The organism is Bacteroidota bacterium (assembly GCA_034439655.1).
In the GTDB taxonomy this organism is placed as follows: domain Bacteria; phylum Bacteroidota; class Bacteroidia; order UKL13-3; family UKL13-3; genus CANJUD01.
Window position 1 is genome coordinate 1 of record JAWXAU010000009.1, and the last position, 21,490, is coordinate 21,490.

The 21,490-nt window shown below is 37.9% G+C and carries 16 protein-coding genes; 9 read left to right on the forward strand and 7 right to left on the reverse strand.

Annotated elements, in window-relative coordinates:
* Window positions 1–85: 85 nt before the first annotated feature.
* The 4 genes from SGJ10_00675 to SGJ10_00690 all read right to left on the reverse strand — a co-directional run bounded on the left by SGJ10_00675 (window position 86) and on the right by SGJ10_00690 (window position 4,573).
* Entirely contained in the window at window positions 86–367 is a 282-nt protein-coding gene (locus tag SGJ10_00675) for a GyrI-like domain-containing protein (protein MDZ4756636.1), read from the reverse strand.
* Window positions 368–463: 96 nt separating this feature from the next.
* A complete protein-coding gene (locus SGJ10_00680; GenBank protein MDZ4756637.1) occupies window positions 464–1,720 on the reverse strand; it encodes a hypothetical protein in 1,257 nt (418 codons plus the stop codon).
* Window positions 1,721–1,755: 35 nt separating this feature from the next.
* A complete protein-coding gene (gene gyrA, locus SGJ10_00685; GenBank protein ID MDZ4756638.1) occupies window positions 1,756–4,398 on the reverse strand; it encodes a DNA gyrase subunit A in 2,643 nt (880 codons plus the stop codon).
* Window positions 4,399–4,411: 13 nt separating this feature from the next.
* Complete coding sequence (locus SGJ10_00690) at window positions 4,412–4,573, reverse strand: hypothetical protein (protein MDZ4756639.1); 162 nt, start codon at window positions 4,571–4,573, stop codon at window positions 4,412–4,414.
* A gap of 36 nt (window positions 4,574–4,609) precedes the next feature.
* Between SGJ10_00690 and SGJ10_00695 the strand changes: the two genes are divergently transcribed.
* The 5 genes from SGJ10_00695 (at window position 4,610) to SGJ10_00715 (ending at window position 12,747) form a co-directional block, all read left to right on the forward strand.
* Window positions 4,610–5,134, forward strand: a complete 525-nt coding sequence (locus SGJ10_00695; GenBank protein MDZ4756640.1) for an RNA methyltransferase — start codon at window positions 4,610–4,612, stop codon at window positions 5,132–5,134.
* A 109-nt stretch (window positions 5,135–5,243) separates the two neighbouring features.
* Window positions 5,244–9,008, forward strand: coding sequence for a gliding motility-associated C-terminal domain-containing protein (locus SGJ10_00700; protein MDZ4756641.1), 3,765 nt, complete (start codon window positions 5,244–5,246; stop codon window positions 9,006–9,008).
* 119 nt (window positions 9,009–9,127) lie between these two features.
* Window positions 9,128–9,997 (forward strand): twin-arginine translocase subunit TatC, encoded by an 870-nt coding sequence (gene tatC, locus SGJ10_00705; protein MDZ4756642.1) that lies wholly within the window; start codon window positions 9,128–9,130, stop codon window positions 9,995–9,997.
* Window positions 9,998–10,228: 231 nt separating this feature from the next.
* On the forward strand, window positions 10,229–11,227 hold the full coding sequence (locus tag SGJ10_00710) for a sugar phosphate nucleotidyltransferase (protein ID MDZ4756643.1): 999 nt from the start codon (window positions 10,229–10,231) through the stop codon (window positions 11,225–11,227).
* Window positions 11,228–11,355: 128 nt separating this feature from the next.
* Complete coding sequence (locus SGJ10_00715) at window positions 11,356–12,747, forward strand: arginine decarboxylase (protein MDZ4756644.1); 1,392 nt, start codon at window positions 11,356–11,358, stop codon at window positions 12,745–12,747.
* 103 nt (window positions 12,748–12,850) lie between these two features.
* Here SGJ10_00715 and SGJ10_00720 read toward each other — a convergent pair whose 3' ends face one another.
* From SGJ10_00720 to SGJ10_00730, 3 genes are read right to left on the reverse strand one after another with little or no spacing between them, the layout of a single operon-like run.
* Entirely contained in the window at window positions 12,851–14,197 is a 1,347-nt protein-coding gene (locus tag SGJ10_00720) for a peptidylprolyl isomerase (GenBank protein MDZ4756645.1), read from the reverse strand.
* Window positions 14,194–15,060 carry a hypothetical protein gene (locus SGJ10_00725; protein ID MDZ4756646.1) on the reverse strand — a complete coding sequence of 289 codons (867 nt, stop codon included), beginning with the start codon at window positions 15,058–15,060 and terminating at the stop codon, window positions 14,194–14,196. The genes SGJ10_00720 and SGJ10_00725 overlap by 4 nt, the downstream gene beginning before the upstream one ends.
* Window positions 15,060–17,012, reverse strand: a complete 1,953-nt coding sequence (locus tag SGJ10_00730; GenBank protein ID MDZ4756647.1) for a peptidylprolyl isomerase — start codon at window positions 17,010–17,012, stop codon at window positions 15,060–15,062. Before SGJ10_00730 ends, SGJ10_00725 begins: the two co-directional genes overlap by 1 nt.
* A gap of 84 nt (window positions 17,013–17,096) precedes the next feature.
* Between SGJ10_00730 and SGJ10_00735 the strand changes: the two genes are divergently transcribed.
* The 4 genes from SGJ10_00735 to SGJ10_00750 all read left to right on the forward strand — a co-directional run bounded on the left by SGJ10_00735 (window position 17,097) and on the right by SGJ10_00750 (window position 21,146).
* Window positions 17,097–17,672 (forward strand): YbhB/YbcL family Raf kinase inhibitor-like protein, encoded by a 576-nt coding sequence (locus tag SGJ10_00735; GenBank protein ID MDZ4756648.1) that lies wholly within the window; start codon window positions 17,097–17,099, stop codon window positions 17,670–17,672.
* 48 nt (window positions 17,673–17,720) lie between these two features.
* Window positions 17,721–19,166, forward strand: a complete 1,446-nt coding sequence (locus SGJ10_00740; GenBank protein ID MDZ4756649.1) for a VWA domain-containing protein — start codon at window positions 17,721–17,723, stop codon at window positions 19,164–19,166.
* A 90-nt stretch (window positions 19,167–19,256) separates the two neighbouring features.
* A complete protein-coding gene (locus SGJ10_00745; GenBank protein ID MDZ4756650.1) occupies window positions 19,257–19,709 on the forward strand; it encodes an SRPBCC family protein in 453 nt (150 codons plus the stop codon).
* Window positions 19,710–19,796: 87 nt separating this feature from the next.
* Window positions 19,797–21,146, forward strand: a complete 1,350-nt coding sequence (locus SGJ10_00750) for a T9SS type A sorting domain-containing protein (protein MDZ4756651.1) — start codon at window positions 19,797–19,799, stop codon at window positions 21,144–21,146.
* Window positions 21,147–21,490 lie beyond the last annotated feature (344 nt).

Sequence of the window (21,490 nt, forward strand, 5' to 3'; positions counted from 1 at the left end):
AGCAGCCCGCACAGTTATATATTATACAAAGTATCGAGCGGACTGAATGGTTTGCGTCTCCCGTTCTGAGCCACATGAAGGTAAATTAAAGTAGTATCTTGGTTTCCATTTCATTTGGGATGGAATCAAAATCTTCTACTTCAACCGCAGCCCATTTTTCAAATTCTGTATTTGGATTGAAATTATTAAAGTATAATGAGTCATATACCTCAATGGAATATAAATTTGAGGCAATATTATTTGGGATTTCTCTTCGTCTTTGCATAAAATTCCGCCAAAGTTCAGCAGTCTTATTATTAGATAAAGACATAACAATTCGTTTGCCAATGAATTTTTTTTCGGGCAGTGTTTCGAAGCAGGGGTGCATATAGTATAAAGTATATAGTCTGCTTCAGTCGAGGTGCTTCCACTTGACTTTAGTGTCATAGTGCTGTCAGGTGTTCCGAAGCGTTGGAACCGCAAATTACTTTTTCAAAGCCTTAGCTTTAGCTTCCATTTCTTTTGCCTTTTCAGGCATTTTTAATTGCTCGTATAGATGCTGTAATGCTTCCACAATCTGTCGGTCGCTATCTTTAAGTTCATAAGCTTTTTCTAAATGTGGACGGGCTTTATCGAGCAGTTCTTTTTTGGTATTTTCTAACTGGGCAAGCTTTGTTTTGTAATCTGGTTTCTTATCGTCTAGTTTGCCAATTTTACTTATGATAGGAATAACTTGGTTAAAATAAAATGCTCCCAAATTGTATTGAGAAAAAGTATCATTCTCGTTTAATTCAATCGCTTTCTTATAGTCGGGCTCAATGAGTTTGTTCATACTATCAATACTTGAAGCTGGCACTTTTTTGGCTGCCATATCATTGCGTATGTCTTCATATATCAATCCTCTGTAGTAATAGTATTTTCCATTGTCGGGACTCTTTTCTATTTTCTTGCTTACCTTACTAATAAATAAATTATTGTTTCCACTGTTCAAATATAATTGAATCTCAATTTCGCTAAAAATTGGGTCTTCGGTAAATATGCGTTCAGCTTTTTCCAATACAATCAAAGCATTTGCAGTATCTTTATCATTTATATATAAATTATAGAGTGAAGTAAATACATTCCTTTCGTTATATCCACTATCAATTAATATATTGAACAATTCTTTACTTCTACTATTGTTGCCAAGCCTAATGTTAATATAAGCGGTAAGTTCCCAAAGTTTTTTCCTGCTTAGATTATTCGTTTTTAATTCACCCCTACTATCATATTTATATACTTGCAATATATTATCATATATTTTCAAAGTTCCCAAATAGTCACCTTTGTTTAGTTTGCCTAGAGCGTAATTAAATGCCCTAAAAGTGGTATAAGTAAGCAAGCAACTAGTATTGTCCTCATACACGTCCAAAATATCCTTGCTGAACTCTTCTTTTTTATCAATACTTAAGCATTTTAAAAAAGATTCGAGGGCTTTTTCGGCTGCATTAGAATCCAAATTCTTAATTTTGTCTTCGGCTTCTATCTTGTTATATATTAAACCACGGTAATACCAAGTTTTGGGTTTAACACTGGTTTCTTCATTAGCAGCAGCTTTATCAATATATGTTTTAGCATCCTTCATGCTCAACTCATCACCATTGCGGTAATAAGTAATAGCTGATTCGAGATTTACCTTTTGCGAAAATGCTGAGGTAAGCAAAGTGGCAACTATAGCCAAAGTAAAAATAATACGTTTCATTATACTATGATATTGTGGTTTTTAATTAATAACGCCTATTCGTCAATTTGGTTGCTTGGGTCTTCGGGTTTATCATCTTCTGATTCGTCTTCACCTTCTTCCTCAGTCAAATCTAAATCATCTGCATCCACCTCATCGTCCCGATCGCTATCTGGATCATCGTCGTTGCCAATTTCTGTGCCATCAATTTCTAGTACTTCTGCTTCAGCACCTTCTAATACTGCTATTGCTTCTTCTTCCTCATCTTTGTTCACCAGAGCAACACTTGCAATTGAATCTTTTTCATTGATTTTAACCAATTTTACACCTTGCGTTACACGACCTACTACTCTTAGCGAATCAACAGATAAACGAATCGTTAATCCACCACGGTTAATAATCATTAAATCTACCGTATCATCTACATCTAATATAGCAACCAATTTACCAGTTTTCTCGGTAATGTTCATGGCTTTCACACCTTTACCACCACGCCCAGTAACACGGTATTCGTCTATCTCCGAACGTTTGCCATAACCTTTTTCGGTTACCACCATAATGTTTTTAAGGGTCTCATTTTCCATGGCAATCATACCGATTACTTCATCACCTTCTGCTAAACGAATTCCTTTAACACCTGTTGCGTTTCTGCCCATTGGTCTCACTAATTTTTCATTGAAACGGATAGCTTTACCATTATTGGTAGCTAAAATAATTTCGCAAGTTCCGTTGGTTAAACGTGCATCTAACAGTTCATCGCCTTCACGAATATTAATAGCATTGATACCATTAACGCGAGGACGAGAGTATAATTCCAAATTGGTTTTTTTGATTATTCCTGATTTGGTACATAATACAATGTTATTGTTTTCTAAATATTCTTTGTCATCCAAATTGATAACATTAATTACAGTACGAATTTTATCATCGGCAGGCATGTTCACCATGTTTTGTATAGCACGCCCTTTAGTGGTTTTTGCACCTTCAGGAATTTCATATACTTTTAACCAATAACAACGACCATGGTCGGTAAAGAATAATAAATAATTATGGTTTGTTGCAATAAACAAGTGCTCTACAAAATCCTCGTCTCTATGCGATACACCGCGTTGTCCACGTCCACCACGGTTCTGTGCACGATAGTCGGCAGTAGGCGTACGTTTGATATAACCCATGCGGCTAATGGTAATTACCATTTCGTCGTCGGCTATCATATCTTCCATGCGGAATTCGCCAGCAGCATATATAATTTCAGTACGGCGTTCATCGCCATACTTTTCCTTCATTTCTGTAAGTTCGTCTTTAATAATTTGCATGCGAATTCCTTCGTCACCAAGTATAGCTTGCAAACGTGTAATGAGTTCCATAATTTGAGCATACTCGTCCTTAATTTTATCACGCTCAAGTCCGGTAAGTGTACGCAAACGCATATCGAGAATCGCTTTGCTTTGTAAATCACTTAAGCCAAAATTGCTCATCAATTCTGCTTTCGCATCATCAGGTGTAGCAGATTCGCGGATGATTTTAATTACCTGATCTAAGTGATCAATAGCAATTAATAATCCTTCTAATATATGGGCACGTCTTTGAGCTTCTTCTAATTCGTATTGTGTACGACGCACAACAACTTCATGACGGTGATCGACAAAATGCACCATCATATCTTTCAAATTCAAAGCTACAGGACGGCCTTTTACCAAAGCTATATTGTTTACTGAGAAGGAAGTTTGTAGTTGTGTATATTTATATAATTTATTTAATACAATATTTGGAACTGCATCACGTTTTAAATCAAAAACAACACGGTAACCATCACGGTCACTTTCGTCACGAATATCGGAAATGCCATCGATTACTTTTTCTTCTATTAATGAGACAGTTTTCTTGATCAGTTCTGCTTTATTTACTTGATAAGGAATTTCTGTAACGATAATTTGATTTCTGCCAGCAGCAGTAGTTTCAAATGAAGAGGTTGCACGCATCATAACACGGCCACGGCCAGTATGGAATGCCTCTTTCACGCCTTCGTATCCATATATACTTCCACCTGTTGGAAAGTCTGGAGCTTTCACATGCTGCATCAATTCATCAATAGTAATATCACGCTTATCAATATAAGCCATAATACCATCTATCACCTCGCTCAGATTGTGCGGAGGCATATTGGTAGCCATACCTACTGCAATTCCAGATGAACCATTAATTAATAGATTCGGGATTTTTGCAGGAAATACTGTCGGCTCTTCCAAAGTATCATCGAAGTTGGGGCGAAAATCAACGGTGTTTTTATCAATGTCTACCATTAACTCTTCAGCCATTTTACGCAAACGTGCTTCGGTATAACGCATGGCAGCCGGTGGGTCACCATCTATACTACCATAGTTTCCTTGGCCGTCCACTAACATATAACGAAGGTTCCACTCTTGTGCCATACGCACCATTGCATCATATACACTTTGGTCGCCATGCGGATGGAATTTGCCCAATACCTCACCCACTATCCTTGCTGATTTTTTATGTGGGCGATTGCTTGCCAATCCCAAACCTGTCATCCCAAACAAAACCCTGCGATGCACGGGCTTCAAGCCATCGCGTACATCAGGTAAAGCTCTAGATACAATAACCGACATCGAATAATCGATATAGGCTGTCTTCATTTCGTCCTCAATGTTAATGGGCACAATCCTTTCGTCTGCCATGTTTTTTTATTTTTTAAATGTTTGTAAGTGAATGTTTTATTTTAGCTATGATTAGTTTCAAATTTTGTCGCAATTTAGCTACAAACCGCTCATGTTTTTGGGTGAAGTTTTCAACAATATTTGTGGTAAAACTATCAGTAATTTTATTGGTATTTTTATAATAAATTTCGCCCATTAAATTTAAACTTCCATTATTTATTTCTATTAATTTATGAATCAAAAACTGAGTATGTCCGAGCTGGGACGCATGGAAACAGAGGCTTACAAGCAATCGGATAAAATGCCCATTGTTATAATATTAGACAATGTGCGAAGTTTGCACAATGTGGGTTCGGTATTCCGCACCTGCGATGCATTTAGGGTGGAGGCTTTGTATCTGTGCGGAATTACGGGAACACCGCCTCATAAAGAACTGCACAAAACTGCTTTGGGTGCCACCGAAACAGTGAACTGGAAATATTATGATGATACAATTGCGGCAGTTACTGAGTTAAAGCAAGCGGGATATCATATATATTGTATCGAACAAACAGTTAAATCTACTATGTTGCATCAAACAGCCCTTGACGGTAAAATTGCTTTTGTTTTTGGAAACGAAGTAGAAGGCGTAAATGATGATATCATACAAATCGCGGACTCAAGCATTGAAATTCCACAATTTGGAACCAAGCACTCTTTCAATGTAGCCGTTACAGTGGGAATGATCTTGTGGGAAACATTTAGGCAAAAAGGTTAGTATACAATTGTACTTTTATCCAAGTTATTAAGCAATTCATTTTGCCGATACAAATATTTTACCCATATTTGAGGCAACTAATTAACTCTTTTTTTCGTCTTACATAAAGTTGGCACGCATATTTTTCATCAATCTTGTCTTATTCCTTTCGCTAACCAATATTAGCTTAGGTCAAGCCTTGTTTAGCGAGAACAAGGGACAATGGGCTGGCGACTTCTCTTATCGTTGCAAACTACCAAACGGATATTTATATGTGAGAGCAGGCCAACTCGATTTTATACAGTTCGATTATTCGGTTGTGCAACATGCGGGCAAGCATAAAACCATTCAAGATAGAAGCAATATAAGCACCGTAAGTCCCGAAGATCCATCGTATTTATATACTTTAAAAGGACATCATTATATCCTCAAGTTCGAAGGTGCTAATAAATCAGCCGCTATTACTCCTTCGCAAGCTGAAAATTATTACGAAAATTATATACAAGGTAATGACCCTAGCAAATGGGTAAGTAGCGTAAAAGTATATAAGAAACTTACCATAGTAAATATATATAAAGGCATTGATTTGGAAATTCTTTCGCAAGAAGGTAAATACTTAAAGTATAATTTTATTGTGCAAGCAGGAGCTGATATGTCGCAAATTAATATGTTGTATGAGGGCTTGGAAAAATTGTCGTTGAATAATGGACAATTAATATTAAAAACTTCTGTGGGTTCCAATACCGATGATAGACCAATTGCTTGGTATAACGATGGGAAAATGGAAACCGTTGGGGTAAAATATATATTAAAAAACAACTGCGTAACTTTTGCCACAAACTATAATATAGGTCGTTCATTATTAATAGATCCCAAACTTATTTTCTCGTCCTATTCTGGCTCAACTGCCGATAATTGGGGGCTTACAGCTACTTATGATACTCTGGGTCACGGATATGCAGGTAGTACAATCTATGAATATTTGCCGGGTGTATTTCCTACCACCACTGGAGCGTTTCAAACCATTTTTCAAGGTGGTTCTGCCTCGGGTGCAGAGCTTTCGCGTGATATCGGAATTATTAAATACAAACCTGATGGTACGGGAATAGAATATGCTACCTATGTGGGTGGCAACCACAATGAACAACCACATAGTATGGTGGTAAACCATGCTGGTGAATTATGTGTACTGGCTTCCACATGGAGTAAAAATTTTCCCATATTTGGCGATACAGTTGCACAAAGAACCTTGGCTGGCGAAAGTGATATAGTTGTGTTCCGTATGGGTAGCGACGGTAAAGCAATGTTGTCGAGCACCTTTATAGGAGGTTCCAAACGCGATGGGCAAAATGGCACTTTGAGCAATATTAGTACTGGGTTGAACAACGACAGTAAGGTGGCTTGGAATTATGGTGATATATATAGAGGTGAAATAGTGAACGATGATAATGATTTTCTATATATAGCCGGAAGTACCCAAAGTAGTGAATTTGATGGTTTCCCAGTAACAAATGCTTATCAGACAAATAATGGTGGAGGTAAGCAAGATGGTTGCGTATTTAAGCTTGCACCCGATTTGAAACGTATTGTATGGGGCACTTTTGTGGGGGGAAATGATTGGGATGTGTGCAATGGATTGCATGTGGCACCCGATCAAAGTATATTTGTAGGCGGTGGCACCACCAGTCAAACTTGGCGTCATGCATTTAATGGAATAGGGACAAAATATTTCGGTGGGGTAGAAGATGGTTTTTTGATTCATTTAGGTAATGATGGCAAACTACTCAATGCTTCATTTGTGGGTAGCCCTGGTTACGACCAAGTATTTTTGGTGCAAACAGATAGAGATGGGAATCCCTATATATATGGGCAAACGAATGGTCAATATCCTGTTACGCCACCTATATACACCAACCCAGGAAGCGGCATGTTTATTACCAAAATGTCGCCCGACTTAACTCAAATTCTTCGCTCCACATTATTTGGGTCAGGGCGTGTGCCACCCGATATTTCGCCTTCGGCTTTTTTGGTCGATAAATGCGAGCGGGTATTTGTATCGGGATGGGGAGGTGCTACCAACGGTGTCGATGAAGGAGCACATGGAGGTTCTACTTTAAAAATGCCAATTACTGCGAATGCTTATGATACAAAAACCGATGGGTCCGATTTTTATTTGGCAGTTTTCAACCGTAATTTAGATACTATTATATATGGTACTTTTTTCGGGGGGCATACGCAAAATTCAAATGGAACTCCATTGGCCGAGCATGTGGATGGAGGCACTAGCAGGTTCGATTTTGAAGGCAGGGTATACCAATCAGTATGTGCGGGTTGTGGTGGCTCTAGCGATTTTCCAACCACTGCAGGTGCATTTTCTAGAAAAAATAATAGCACAAACTGTAATAATGCTTTGTTCAAAATAGATTTCGAAAACTTGAATAATAAGCCTTCTGCCGATAGCAATGTTTATGAAATATATGCTTCCGATACTTTAGATTTTATTTTTACTTCTGTTGACAACGACCGATATGATTCGATATTTGTAAATCCTTATAGCACGATACTGGTGCCAGGTACTGGTGCCACAATGCCTGCTGATAGCGGTATACAAAAAGCCTCTAGTCGTTTTAAATGGTATACTGGTTGCCAAAATATTACAACCGACACTATAATAGTAACAGTAATAGCACACGATAATAATATATGTCCCAAACCCGATTCAGGTATTGCTGTTTTTAAAATATTTGTGAAACCTCCACCACCTGTAAAACCTCCCAATGTAGTTTGTGTGTCAAATATTGATGCCAATGCTTCAAAAATATCGTGGGATGGGTTGGATACTGGTAGATATTGGCAATATTATATATTATACCGCCGCGACCCAGCAGGGGTGGAAACAGTTTTAATTAAAGTATATCCTGGTGATAAAAATGAATATATAGATGCCAACAGCCCGAACCACCAAGTAGTGAATTATTGTTATTATATGCAAGGTGTGAATATTTGCGATATGCTTGGCGATACTAGCTATAAAGCCTGTTCGGCAGAGGCGTTCAAAAATCCGATACAAGCCCCCGATTTAATAAGGGCTACGGTGGTAAACAATTCAAAAGTTAGGATAGAATGGACCAAATATTCCAAACCCGATTTTGACAATTACCTTATATTTAAACACAGTCCATCAAAAGCACCGTCACTGCAAATATATAAAGCTATCAAAGACCCAAATCAAACTTGGTTCGAGGATTCAATGGTGCAAGTAGGCGATAGCAGTTATTGTTATAGCTTAAGAGTAACCGATAAATGTGGACATATTAGCAGTTATAGTAATAAAGGATGTAATATAGTTTTAACGGGACAAAGTTTGCCCTATATGCACAACCTTCAGTGGGCCAATTATTTTGACTGGCCTAAATCAGGTGTTGATTATTTTGATTTATATAGAAGTGATAGTAATCCAAACATGGGACAACTTGAATATTTCAATAAAACAAGCTTTAGCCATACCGACAGTACCATGCACTTGGACTGGGGCAGGTATTGTTACCGCGTCGACGCACATGAGGCAGCAGGCGGAAATAATGCCATCAGCCAATCCAATATAGTTTGCTTACAGCAATTGCCATTGCTATGGGTACCCAATACTTTTACACCTAACGATGATGGACGCAATGATGTTTGGGGTTTCTTGCCTGTATTTGTTAAAGAGTTTCACATGCGGGTATATAACCGCTGGGGTGAATTGGTATTTCAAACCGATGACCGCCATAACCAATGGGACGGTAAATTTAAAGGAAAACTAGCCAGTAACGACATGTATATATGGTATGTTTCCTACCGCGGTTGGGATGTGAAAGAGCATAATGAACAGGGTGTGGTTTATACTTTGTATTAGTAAACCGTAGGGGATAATTCATATATGAAGGCTCCGATTTTACAAAACATTTGCTTCAAGAGTATTAATAAAATATAAACATTCCACATGCTCTAATTGGTTAATTTTGCAGCCAATTAATGGGTATCATATCAAACATAGTTAGTGGTATAACAAGAAGGGTAAATACAGGACCCACCGACCAAGAAGAGCATGAGATGGGCTTCTTGGATCACATTGACGATTTGCGTAAACATATTGTGCGGGCAATCATTGCCGTGATAATTGGAGCTATTTTTTGTTTTGTGGAATTGGATATCATCATGGACGTCATTATTTTGGGGCCTATCAATGTGGGTTTTTGGACCTACCGCCAAATTTGTGACCTTTCGTATTTGTTATACAATAACGATACTTTGTGCATCAAAGAATTTAAACTGAACATGCAAAATCTATCACCAGGTGGGCAGTTCAGCAACAGTCTTTTTATCGCATTGATAGGTGGCTTTATAATAGCTTTCCCTTATATCATACGACAATTGTGGCTGTTTATTAAGCCTGCTCTCAAAGAGAAAGAGCAAAAAAATGCACGCAGTTTTACTTTCTTTATATCTTTGTTATTCCTGATGGGAATAGTGTTTGGATATTTTATTCTTACACCCATGTCGCTCTCTTTTTTGGCCAATTATGAATTGAGCAGTAAAATAGAAAATAACTGGACTTTAGATGAATACTTATCCTTTGTAACCATGATGGTACTGGCTTGTGGTTTGATTTTCGAATTGCCCGTAGTGATTTATTTCCTTACCAAAATAGGTTTGCTAGGTTCAAAGTTTATGCAAAAAAATCGACGTTATGCCATCGTTATCATATTAATTATTTCAGCTATCCTAACCCCAAGCCCCGATATGACTAGTCAATTATTGATGGCCACACCCTTATATTTGTTGTTTGAGTTTAGTATATATGTGAGTAGGAGGGTAGAGAAGGGGAATGGAAGTGGGAAGTAGGAAGTATGAAGTGGGTTCGCCGCGGCGAAGGAAGTGGGAAGTAGGAAGTATGAAGTATGAAGTATGAAGTGGGTTCGCCGCGGCGAAGGAAGTAGGAAGTAGGGAGTATGAAGTAGGAAGTTGGTTCGCCGCGGCGAAGGAAGTTGGGCGGAACTTTCTAAAAGTTAAAAATATAAAATAGTAGCTCGATAGCCCCGCCGCGGCGGGGGGAATAAAATATAAAATATTCAGATGCAGGTAATAATCCCGGTTGCAGGCATAGGCAGTAGGCTTAGACCGCACACACACACACAACCCAAGTCGCTGATACCAGTGGCGGGGAAGCCCATTTTAGCTCATATCATTCAACCACTCATCGATGCGGGGTTCAACGATTTTATATTTATTATCGGCTACTTGGGCGATAAGATAGAAGAATATATCACCCAAAATTTTCCAAATATCAATACACATTTTATTATACAAACCACCGGAAAAGGAATTGGTCACGCCATTTGGTTGGCAAAAGATTATATAAATAACGAAAAAGAATTGATGATTGTGTTGGGCGATACGATTTTCGATACCAACTTAAATAACTTTATTAATAGCCCATTCTCTTTGCTGGGTGTGAAAAAAGTGAGCGATCCTCGATCATTTGGTGTGGCCGAACTTGATGGACAAGGATTTATTTCGAAACTGGTTGAAAAACCCAATATACCCAAATCAAATCTGGCATTGGTGGGTCTTTATAAAATAAAAGAAACCGACCAACTGATAGAAGCTTTAGAATATAATATAGAGAACAAAATAAAAACCCAAAACGAGTATCACCTCACCGACGCACTCATGCGTATGGTTGATGCAGGTGTGCAGTTCCGAACACAGGAAATAGACAATTGGTTCGATTGTGGCAAGAAAGATATGCTTTTGGAAACCAATTCTACTTTGCTCAAAAGGCAAAAACCCATGGAAGTAAAGACATACGAAAACACTATTATAATACCGCCCGTATATATAGATCCTACTGCACAGATAAGTAATAGTATTATAGGTCCTTTTGTATCTATTGGCGATAGTGCCGTAATCAAATATTCTATATTGAAAGATAGTATTATAGGCCCACATTCCTATTTAGAAAATGCAATTCTCCACCATTCACTTATTGGTAACGATGCATCATTCCAAGGCGTGCAGCAGAGCCTAAACATCGGCGACAGTACAGAAATTAATTTTGGAAATGAGATATAATAATAGTAGACAATGGTCAGTAATCAGTAATCAGTGCCATTCGGCGGCTATAAGAACAGTTTGCTTTACAAATTGGATGTCACTGACTATTAACCACTAACCACTAACTACTTACAACTAAAACTATGATAAAAAACAAATATATAGACCTTATAGAGCAAACATTCTATTTTCCCCGTCACGACTATGATGTGAGGCATGGTAATTTATTCTTTCACGATCTTAATTTGATGCAGATTATAGAAGAATATGGAACACCGCTTAAGCTTACCTATTTGCCCAAAATTGGTTCGCAGATTAAGGTATCCAAAGACTTATTTGCCAAAGCTATTGACAAACATAAATACAAAGGGAAATATCATTATTGTTATTGCACCAAGAGCTCTCATTTTAAATTCATTATTGAAGAGTGTCTCAAAAATGATGTAGATTTGGAAACATCATCGGCTTTCGATTTAAATATTATAAAGTCTTTGCATCAAGAAGGTGTTTTCCCATCGCACAAAAAAATTATATGCAATGGCTACAAAACCGATGCATATATAAAAGGAATGGTGGAATTGGTGCAGCTAGGTTTCGAAAATTTGGTTTGTGTATTGGACAATCCCGATGAAATAGATTTGCTGGACGCACTTTGCCCCATAGAAATGAAAATAGGCATAAGAGTAGCCACGGAAGAGGAGCCCAATTTTTCAGTATATACTTCTCGGTTGGGTATGAGCAGCAAAAAGATATTGCGTTTATATAATCAAAAGATAAAAGACAATCCAAAATTTACCTTAAAGATGATGCACTTTTTTGTGAATTCAGGAATTAAAGATACTACATTTTATTGGAGTGAGCTCACACGTTTGGTTAATGTGTACTGCGATTTGCGACAAGAGTGCGATACCCTCGATTGGTTTGATATAGGTGGTGGCATGCCCATATATAATAGTTTAGGTGCTGAGCATAATTATGAATATATGATAGATCAGATTTTAATGATTATTCAATATATATGCGACGAAAAAGATGTACCAGAACCTGATATTTTTACAGAGTTTGGTTCATTTACAGTGGGGGAGAGCGGTGCAACATTATATAAGATAGTAGGACAGAAACAACAAAACGATAAGGAACTTTGGTATATGATAGACAGTAGTTTTATTACTACACTTCCCGATACGTGGGGCATAGGACAGAAATTTATACTATTGGCCATCAATCATTGGCAGCGTGAGTTTCAACGTATCAATTTAGGCGGATTAACTTGCGATGGTCAAGATTTTTATAACAGTGACAGTCATACCAACCAAGTGTTTATGCCCAAGCTCCACCACGATGAAGAATTATATATGGGATTTTTTCATACAGGTGCTTATCAAGAAGCATTGGGTGGATATGGCGGAATTCAACATTGTTTGATACCGGCCCCCAAACATATTATTATAGATAAAAATGAAAATGGTGAACATACTTTCAAACTGTTCAATAAGGAACAAACGGCAGAGAGTATGTTGAAGATATTGGGATACTAAAGTTAATGGTTAATGTATAATTATAAATGATTTCCGCCGCGGCGGATTGCTGACTCCGAATGGCATTAACCATTAACCCGGCAGCAGCGGGAACCATTAACAATTATTTCACAGCCCAGCGTTTCAACAAAGGACTGTTGGCATACTCCACATTTATCCGCACATAGGCTTTCTTATGATAATGTTTTACCCATTCGTCGAGTGCTGTTTGGCGTTTACGTTCCATAGTAGCAGCTTGTATTTTTTGGTAATCGGTAACAGGGTTGGTTACATGCGGAGGTATATAGCTTTTTAAATAGATCAAACGGTATGCTTTAGTATAATCGGGCATCACAAAATCCATTACATCCGATATTTGCCCGGGTTTCATTTTCTCTATAATAAAGTTCAATTCTTTGTCAAGTTCTTCCACACTTATGCGTGCTTGCCCAGTAGAGGGGTCGGTAATGAAACCGCCATTGGTGCGGCTTTCTTCATCGTCGGAATATTTTTTTACCAATTCTTCAAAGGTGGCGGTTTTATCAATTACCAATTGTCTTACCGAATCGCAAAAATGTTTGGCAGTTCTCACATCCTCATTCACAGTTTGTGGTTTTATCAATATATGTCTGGCCCTCACACGTTCTCCTTTTCTATCGACCAGTTTAATTATATGATATCCAAATGGTGTTTCTATAATACGCGATACCTCGTCTGGCTTAAGTTTGAAAGCGGTGGCTTCAAACTCAGGCATCATTTCGTTACGTCCAAAATAATTCAAGTCGCCCCCATTGCGGGCCGAACCAGGATCTTGTGAGTATAAACTTGCCATAAGTGAAAAGTCTTTTCCGTTCATTATTTGTTCTCTAATCTCTAACAAAGTTTGATAAGCAAATGCTTTTTCATCAGGAGTTACATGGGGTTTTCTTACAAAAATAGAAACCTCTACTTCTGCACTATTATAAGGCAAACTATCTTTTGGAATTTGTTTGAAGAAATTTTGTACATCACTGGGGCCAACTTTTACATCCCGCAAAATCCCTTGTCTGATTTCTTGAATACGTAATTGCATTTTTATTTTATCACGGTTTTCACTTTTAAGTTCTCCCACTGATTTGCCTAGAACACTTTCCATTTTATCCATGCCTCCATATTCCTGCGACAGTGTTCTAAGTTTGCGTTCCATCTCACCCTCAACCCGCTCGTCCGATACAACTACGCTATCTATTTCAGCTTTATATAACATCAGTTTGTCCACCAATAATTGATCGAGTATAATACATTTTGCCGAGTCGGGACTAATGCCTTCAAAATTTCGTTTAAGTTGCAAATAAGATATTTCCACATCCGAACGAAGTATATAGTTATTGCCAACTACGGCCACTATTTCATCAACAAGAATAGGTTTGGGTTGAGCAATGGTAGGGCTTACAATTACTGATAGTATAAATAATGTTAAGAATATTCTCATGGAGTTTTATATATTTCTGTTATCCCTTCTTTTTCGGCGTTACGTAATAATTCGATTTCTTTTTTCTTAACGGCGTCAATCTTCTTTTTGTTACCAATAATGTTTCTGATATTGTCAAGCTCAAGCTCCAATGGTGATACACCACTGCGTATGCGACTATCTTTTATATCAACGAAATACAGGAACAAGGCATCTTCCAAAATGGTTTTGCGGTTATTGGTAAGAAACTGTTCTTCGTTATATGCTTTTAAAGGAATCTCTTTGGCTATATCATCAAATTTGAGCCACACCGTATCATTTACAAAACTGAACTCTGCAAGCACTTTGCTATAGTCCATCAACTTGGCTGTTTGGTTAACATCGTCGGTCAAAAACCATTGACGTGCTTTATCAATACCTGTTATTCCTTTTTTGAATTTGAAATAATTAAGTCGAATTAAATTTGTCTTTAATTCAAACTCTTTGCGATTTTTCATATAATACTCTCTGATCTCTGCAGTGGTTACTGAGGTATCTGCATGTTTCTGCACAATTTTTTGCCGCAGCGATTCTATCATCAACGAGTTTTTATAATCGGCTATTTGGATATCTTTATTCTTTTCTTCATCGGTAAGGGTATTATCTGCTTCCAATAATAATACTTGCTTTTCAACCCAGTTCCGTATATAGTTTTTTGCAAACCGTTCACTATCGGTTGCATTGGCATTGGGCCTTATCAGGCCGTTCAAGTCAGCACTATACAAATAATTATCACCCACTCTTGCCAGTTTTCTACCCTTCCCGTTTTCGCAACTATATATAATCATGATTGTGAAGCAAAGCAAGCAACACGAAGCACAACCAAACTTTGCTGTGGTATACATTATTTAGTAAACAAAGCCGCCTTCACAGTTTGATCTATTACTACAGGATATTTTTCACGCAATTCTTTAATCCATTGTTTATCCAAATACGTTTGATAATCGGCGGTGATAATACCTTTGGCTTCTTGCAATTTTTTAGGACCAGCAGGTATTATAGCTTTTACCCAAACTATGGTTACATGCCCATCGGCAAAGTTGAAACTTCTAACACCTTTTTGCCAACCCAATGAATCCAATAAAGCATTTTCACCCTTTTCAAATTTGCCCTCTTTTACACTCATGGCGAGTGCGTTTTTTTCGTTCAATTCTTTTTGAATCTCGTCGGCAGTCTTTCCGCCTTCAATCATTGTGGTTACAATTTTAGCAGTTGCTGCATTGTCGCAATCTATCAAGGCAGCTTCAGCACGGTCTTTCCATTGGTAGTTCATTTTATTTTGCTCGTAAAAATCTTTTAATCCCAAGGTGTCTATCGTTGCTTTGCTCCATACTTTTTTGTCGTTCAATTCAAAAAGCAAAATACCATCATGATATTCTTTGAAGAGGTTTTTGAAGGTATCATTTTTAGCTTCAAGGTGGTCTTCTTCATAACCCAATACACTTTGTTTTACAAACTCAGCATAGTAGCTATTTACTACAGGTTCGATTCCTGCATTGCCACTGCGGGGAGTTTGGTAATCTAATATATAATTGGCAAAATGTAAACCGGTAAAATTTTTATCACCTAACTTGAACAAAGTTTTTTTCATCACTTTGCTTTTTTCATTGCCTTTCCATTTACCTGTTAGTATGCTTGAATCGACCGCGGTATAATACTTTTTCAAAGTGGCAGGTTTCTCTTTGAAACCGTTTTCTTTTTTGATACGCTCAATCACGCTTTCTTTGTTCATTTCGGAACGCATGTCTTTATTAACACGCACTCTTAGTTCTTCTTTTTTGTTTTCATAATCCTGTATAGGTTTTACTTCTATAAGTTTGAGTATGTGCCAACCATAATTTGTTTTAATAGGCATGCTCACTTCACCTTCTTTTTTGATGCCGTATGCAGCTTCTTTAAAATCGTTGGGCCACCGTGTGTCCAAACTTTGTATAACATTGAGCACACCTCCTTTGGTAGCTGTTCCTTCGTCCTGCGAAAATTTGGTACACAATTCTTCAAATGAACTTCCTTGAGAAATTCTATTGTACAAACTGTCAATTTTATTTTTTACTTGTTGGTTGGCTACCAGATCGGCACTCGTTTTTAGCATGATATGGGCAACCTTCAAATCGGGGCGGGCAGCACGCTTATCGCTTACTTTAACAATATGATAACCAAAACGGGTGCGGAATGGCAAACTCACATCGCCAATAGCTGAATTGTATGCCATCGACTCAAATGAATAAATCAAGTTGAAAGCGGTGAAATAGTCTAAGTCGCCATGGTTGTATTTGGCCGATGGGTCTTCGCTGCTGCGGGTAGCCACACTGTCAAAGTTTTCCCCACCTATCAATATCTCGTTACGAATTTTCATAATTTTTTCATAAGCAACGAGTGTGTCCTTGGGCAAAGCATACTCATCGAGGAAAACCAAAATATGCGAAGCTCGCACTTCAATGCGTGTGCGGTCGTATGCTTCCCTAATTAGTTTCTCAGTTACATTTTTGTCGCTAAGGTAGGGTTGAGCCAATTGTTTGCGATAACCAGCAAGTTCTTTGCGGTAGTTCTCGGCAGTATCCATGCCAAGCATCATGGCTTCTTTTACTTTTAGTTTGAAGTTGATATACAAATCTAAGTATTCGTCAATGCTTTTACTGTCAGGCAATTGACCTTTGGGGTTGTTTTTCATGTACACCCTTTCGAACTCGGTGCGGCTTACGGCATCATTGCCATAGGTGAAAATGTTAGAACTCTGTGCGTTTGCTGAAATTACAAACAGCGATAATACGATTGTAGAAAAAATTTTACTGAACATTCTTAGATTAATAAATTTATGAGTTAAAATTGCGGGTGCAAAAATATAGTATCAACCCTTATAACCCAATAACCAAATTCTAACATGAAAAAATCATTGCTCATTGTCACCTGCATTTGTGTGGCTATTGTTTTTAGTTGCAAAAAGAAAGACACAACAACACCTACGCCTATTAACAACAATTCAAAATTTGCTATTTCAAGTCCTTCCTTTGCCAATGGAGGTTTATTGCCTGTTAAGTACACCACCGATGTGGCTAAGTCTGTCTTCCCTCCTTTAACATGGGTTAACCCGCCTGCTGGCACAAAATCGTATGTACTTATTATGGACGATCCTACGCCGAAAAATGTATCTACATGGGGGCATGCCACCACCAATTGGTGCGTATTTAATATACCCGATACCTGCCGCACCATTGCGGAGGGTACGAATCTTTTTCATAAATTACCTTACGGTGCAGCAATTGCCAATAATGAGTTAGGACAACCTCAGTATGGTCCTCCAAGTCCTCCAGCCCAAGAAGTTCACACTTATTCCTTGCGATTGTATGCTATTGACAATATACTCACACTAACCAATGGTACCAGCAGAGCCAATGTTTGGAAAGCTATGCAGGGACATTTGAAAGACAGTGCTATTATGACAACCCACTACTATTAATTGTATACGAAAAAACACAGGCAAGGTTTTTGTCTAATCATTTTTTGAATGGTAAAAAAATATTTCTTGATTTTATGTTTGGCATTTGTAGCCAAGGTAAATGGTCAACTCGTATTTCAAAATACCAGTAATGATTATGGCAATGTGCCCAAAGCTAAAATATTGTTTTCAGAATTTATTGTTACCAATACAGGCACCGAAGAAGCTTTTGTATTAAGACTGGATGGGGTAAGTAATTTCAGTTGGTCATTTGCCCGTGCATCCATCAAACCTGGCGAGAGTGATACTATTCGAATATATTATTCTCCCGACAAGGCAGGTGCGTTCAACGAAAAAATAAAAGTTTATTTGAGCACCGACGATAAACCTACAGTGCTTGAAATGAAAGGCAATATAAAAGAAGTGGTGAAGGAAGACCCGATGCCCTGCTACTCTTTCCGAGACGCACACCCCGACTTGTTCAAACTTGGTGTTATTCCCCAACTCGATGCTTTGATAATTGATGCCAAAACAAAACTACCTATTGATGGTGCTTTTTTTCAGGTATACGATGGCAGTTTCCGTTCCTTCTTTGGATATACTAAGGCCGATGGGGCAATCCAATATAAAGTATCGCCTAGTTTATATAATATTAGGGTATCGGCCGACGGCCACAAATCGAAGGAAGTAGAGAAATATTTGAACCGAGAAACAGAAAAGTTCGTGATAGAACTTGAACAAATTGGTTATGATACTGGCACCACCGTGGCAGAAACCATTGTAAAAAAAGTAGAAGCAACCCCTAAAGAAACCGCAGCGGTAAAAGTTCAAAAGGTGGAGCAAGTAAAAGTAAAAAAAATAAATCCTCCTACTGATTCAGTCCCTAAAAAAGTAGAACTTAAAGTTGAGCCTGTTATTCAAACGGAAATTATGAATGGGCAATTGAATCCGCTGTTTTTTACGCCAAACAATATTGTATTACTAATTGATGTGTCAGGCTCAATGGCTAAGCCCGATAGGTTGGATTTGTTTGTAAAACAATCGCACGAGCTCATAGAAAAACTTCGCCCATTTGATAAAGTTAGTATTGTAGTGTATAGTTTAACGGCTCGCATATTAATACCACCGACCCCAGCAATAGAAAAAAAATTATTCTTTATTATATTGGATAGCTTAAAAGCAAATGGCATGACCAATGCTCACAAGGGAATAGAGCTGGCGTACTCCTTAGCCGATAAAGCATTGGTTGCGGGAGGTAATAACCAAATTATTCTGGTCACAGATGGTGTTTTCAGGTTGGCTCCCGAAGAGAAATTACTGATGCAAACAATGAGCGGTCGCGAAGTAGACCCAATCATCTTATCAGTAATGATGATGGGCTTGTCGGAAACAGCAGGCAAAAGGCTGCAAGAATTGGTAAATCTGGGTAGAGGATCACTCCTAAAATCAAATGAAGACCCCAATACCGTTGATTTATTATTGGAGGAAATTAAGGACCGTTCGAAGAAAAAATAGTTAGCCGTCATGTTTTCCATGCAACGTCCCACAAGCTTGTTGTAGGATTGTTTCAGTATCTCATTTTGGGGAGACAGACTAAATAAGGTGATGACAACAATTCATTTAACAACAGAAATTAAAGCCCCAATTGGAACATGTTTCCACTTGGCCAAAGATGTGGATGTGCACAAACTTTCAACCTCTAGCACCAAAGAAAGAGCAATAACAGGGCGAACTACAGGACTTTGCGAACAGGGAGATATTATAACTTGGCAAGCAAAACATTTTGGTTTAAAACAAAACCTCACCGTAGAAATAACCCAACTAAACAAACCCTATTTCTTTGCTGATAAAATGTTAAAAGGTGCATTTAAAAGCATGCAACATCAGCACAGTTTTGAAGAGAAAAATGGCATCACCATTATGATAGATAAATTTGAATACGAGGTACCCTTTGGCATAATCGGAAAAATATTTGACAAGTTTATTTTAAAAAACTATATGACTCGGTTTTTGTTGGAGCGGAACAGAATATTAAAAGAGTTTGGGGAGACACGATAATTAAGTGTCTAATTTTTTTTTGCAAGCGTCACTATAAATAGTTTACTTTTGTTTTTTTTTTAACCTCAAATAAAACAACATACAATAATGAAAAACTTTTTACTAATTATTCTTTTTGCAGCTAGTAGTTCTGCATTTGCACAATCGTGGAGCGAAATGGGTGCATTAAACGCTAACAACCTCATACTTGCAGTACACTGCGACGCTGCAGGAAATGTATATGCGGGAGGTAAGTTTAAAAACACCAATGGCGATTTTATTATGGTAAAATGGAATGGTACTTCGTGGGGCGAAATGGGTGTAGGAAGTACATCGTTGTATGCTAATAATGCCATACATTCAATATGCTCTGATGCAGCGGGCAATATATATGCAGCAGGAAAATTTAGAAACTCGCAAAGCAAAAACTATGTGGCCAAATGGACTGGGGCGGTTTGGAAAGAAGTAGGTGCCTTAGGTGTAGTGGGCGATATTAACTCAATATGCACCGATACCAAAGGCAATATATATGCAGCGGGTGGTTTTAAAAATACCAATGGCAAATATTATGTGGCCAAATGGAACGGTACAACATGGGCAGAACTTGGCTCTGGTGGTAACAGCCTAAGTTCCGATAGTGTTATAAATACCATAAGTGCCGATACCGCAGGAAATGTATACGCAGCGGGCAGAATTACTAACGCAGGCGGTATGAAATATGTGGCAGTTTGGAATGGTACCAAATGGAGTGAACTTGGTGGTACTGCGAATCCATTGGACGCCAACGATTACATTATTTCTATCTGCACTGATATAGCAGGTAATGTATATGCGGCTGGTAGCTTTACCAGCACAAATGGCGACTATTATGTAGCCAAATGGAATGGAACAGATTGGAGTGAAGTAGGCTCGAGTGGCAATTACCTCACAGCTAACGACAATATAAACACGGTAGCAATTGGTATGGGAGGTAGTTTATATGCAGCAGGTAATTTTACCAATGCCGCCGGAAAACAATATGTAGCAAAATGGAATGGAACCAAATGGGCTGAAGTGGTAACCGGTGCAGGTGCCTTAAATGCCAGTGATATTATTAACGCAATTGCAACTGATACCAAAGGAAATATATATGCTGCTGGCTATTTTAAAAACACCAATGGCAGTAATTATGTAGCTAAATTTACTTTCATAAACAGCATTAGTGAATTAGCAAGTGTAAAAGAAATATATACCTATCCTAATCCTGCAAATGATTATATTAATATTTCTACTTCCAATAAAAATAACTCAACAGAAATATTTATTTATAATATGGATGGAAAATTAGTGATTCAAAATTCTCAAAAAAATACCAATATTATCTCATTAAATGTTTCCGATTTGCCACGTGGTATGTATATGCTCAAGATGCTTGATAATACAGGCGTGAGTGTGAGTAGGGTAGTGGTAGAGAGGTAGAATATAAACTGCTAATCGTTCGAGAATTTTTTCTATATCAGTTCCTATTTCACGCTAGTTTTAAATGGGTATTGGCATCAAATGTACGTTGACAAATAAAATTATTGGCAATGGGCAATTAAAATTCTCTTTGTAGCAATATAAAGTCGTCTAAACTCGATGTTACATCCTGTGTTGCTGCATTTGCAAAAAATGAAATTGTATAGATCTTATACCAGTTCTTAAACTATAATAGTTCTCCGCCTGTGGCGGATTTAGTTTTTGGAATGGTAATGCCGAACTGCATCCCGAAAGCCCCGCTTAATCCCGATAATTATCGGGATGCGGGGGGATTAGTCCCTTTC

Bases quoted from the DNA above. Each gene is read 5' to 3' on its own strand.
- tatC (MDZ4756642.1), top strand. From the start codon at position 9,128: ATGGGTATCATATCAAACATAGTTAGTGGTATAACAAGAAGGGTAAAT.
- SGJ10_00725 (MDZ4756646.1), bottom strand. From the start codon at position 15,060: ATGTATACCACAGCAAAGTTTGGTTGTGCTTCGTGTTGCTTGCTTTGC.
- SGJ10_00750 (MDZ4756651.1), top strand. From the start codon at position 19,797: ATGAAAAACTTTTTACTAATTATTCTTTTTGCAGCTAGTAGTTCTGCA.
- SGJ10_00680 (MDZ4756637.1), bottom strand. From the start codon at position 1,720: ATGAAACGTATTATTTTTACTTTGGCTATAGTTGCCACTTTGCTTACC.
- SGJ10_00695 (MDZ4756640.1), top strand. From the start codon at position 4,610: ATGAATCAAAAACTGAGTATGTCCGAGCTGGGACGCATGGAAACAGAG.
- SGJ10_00740 (MDZ4756649.1), top strand. From the start codon at position 17,721: ATGGTAAAAAAATATTTCTTGATTTTATGTTTGGCATTTGTAGCCAAG.
- SGJ10_00720 (MDZ4756645.1), bottom strand. From the start codon at position 14,197: ATGAGAATATTCTTAACATTATTTATACTATCAGTAATTGTAAGCCCT.
- SGJ10_00745 (MDZ4756650.1), top strand. From the start codon at position 19,257: ATGACAACAATTCATTTAACAACAGAAATTAAAGCCCCAATTGGAACA.
- SGJ10_00710 (MDZ4756643.1), top strand. From the start codon at position 10,229: ATGCAGGTAATAATCCCGGTTGCAGGCATAGGCAGTAGGCTTAGACCG.
- SGJ10_00730 (MDZ4756647.1), bottom strand. From the start codon at position 17,012: ATGTTCAGTAAAATTTTTTCTACAATCGTATTATCGCTGTTTGTAATT.
- SGJ10_00690 (MDZ4756639.1), bottom strand. From the start codon at position 4,573: ATGGGCGAAATTTATTATAAAAATACCAATAAAATTACTGATAGTTTT.
- gyrA (MDZ4756638.1), bottom strand. From the start codon at position 4,398: ATGGCAGACGAAAGGATTGTGCCCATTAACATTGAGGACGAAATGAAG.
- SGJ10_00735 (MDZ4756648.1), top strand. From the start codon at position 17,097: ATGAAAAAATCATTGCTCATTGTCACCTGCATTTGTGTGGCTATTGTT.
- SGJ10_00675 (MDZ4756636.1), bottom strand. From the start codon at position 367: ATGCACCCCTGCTTCGAAACACTGCCCGAAAAAAAATTCATTGGCAAA.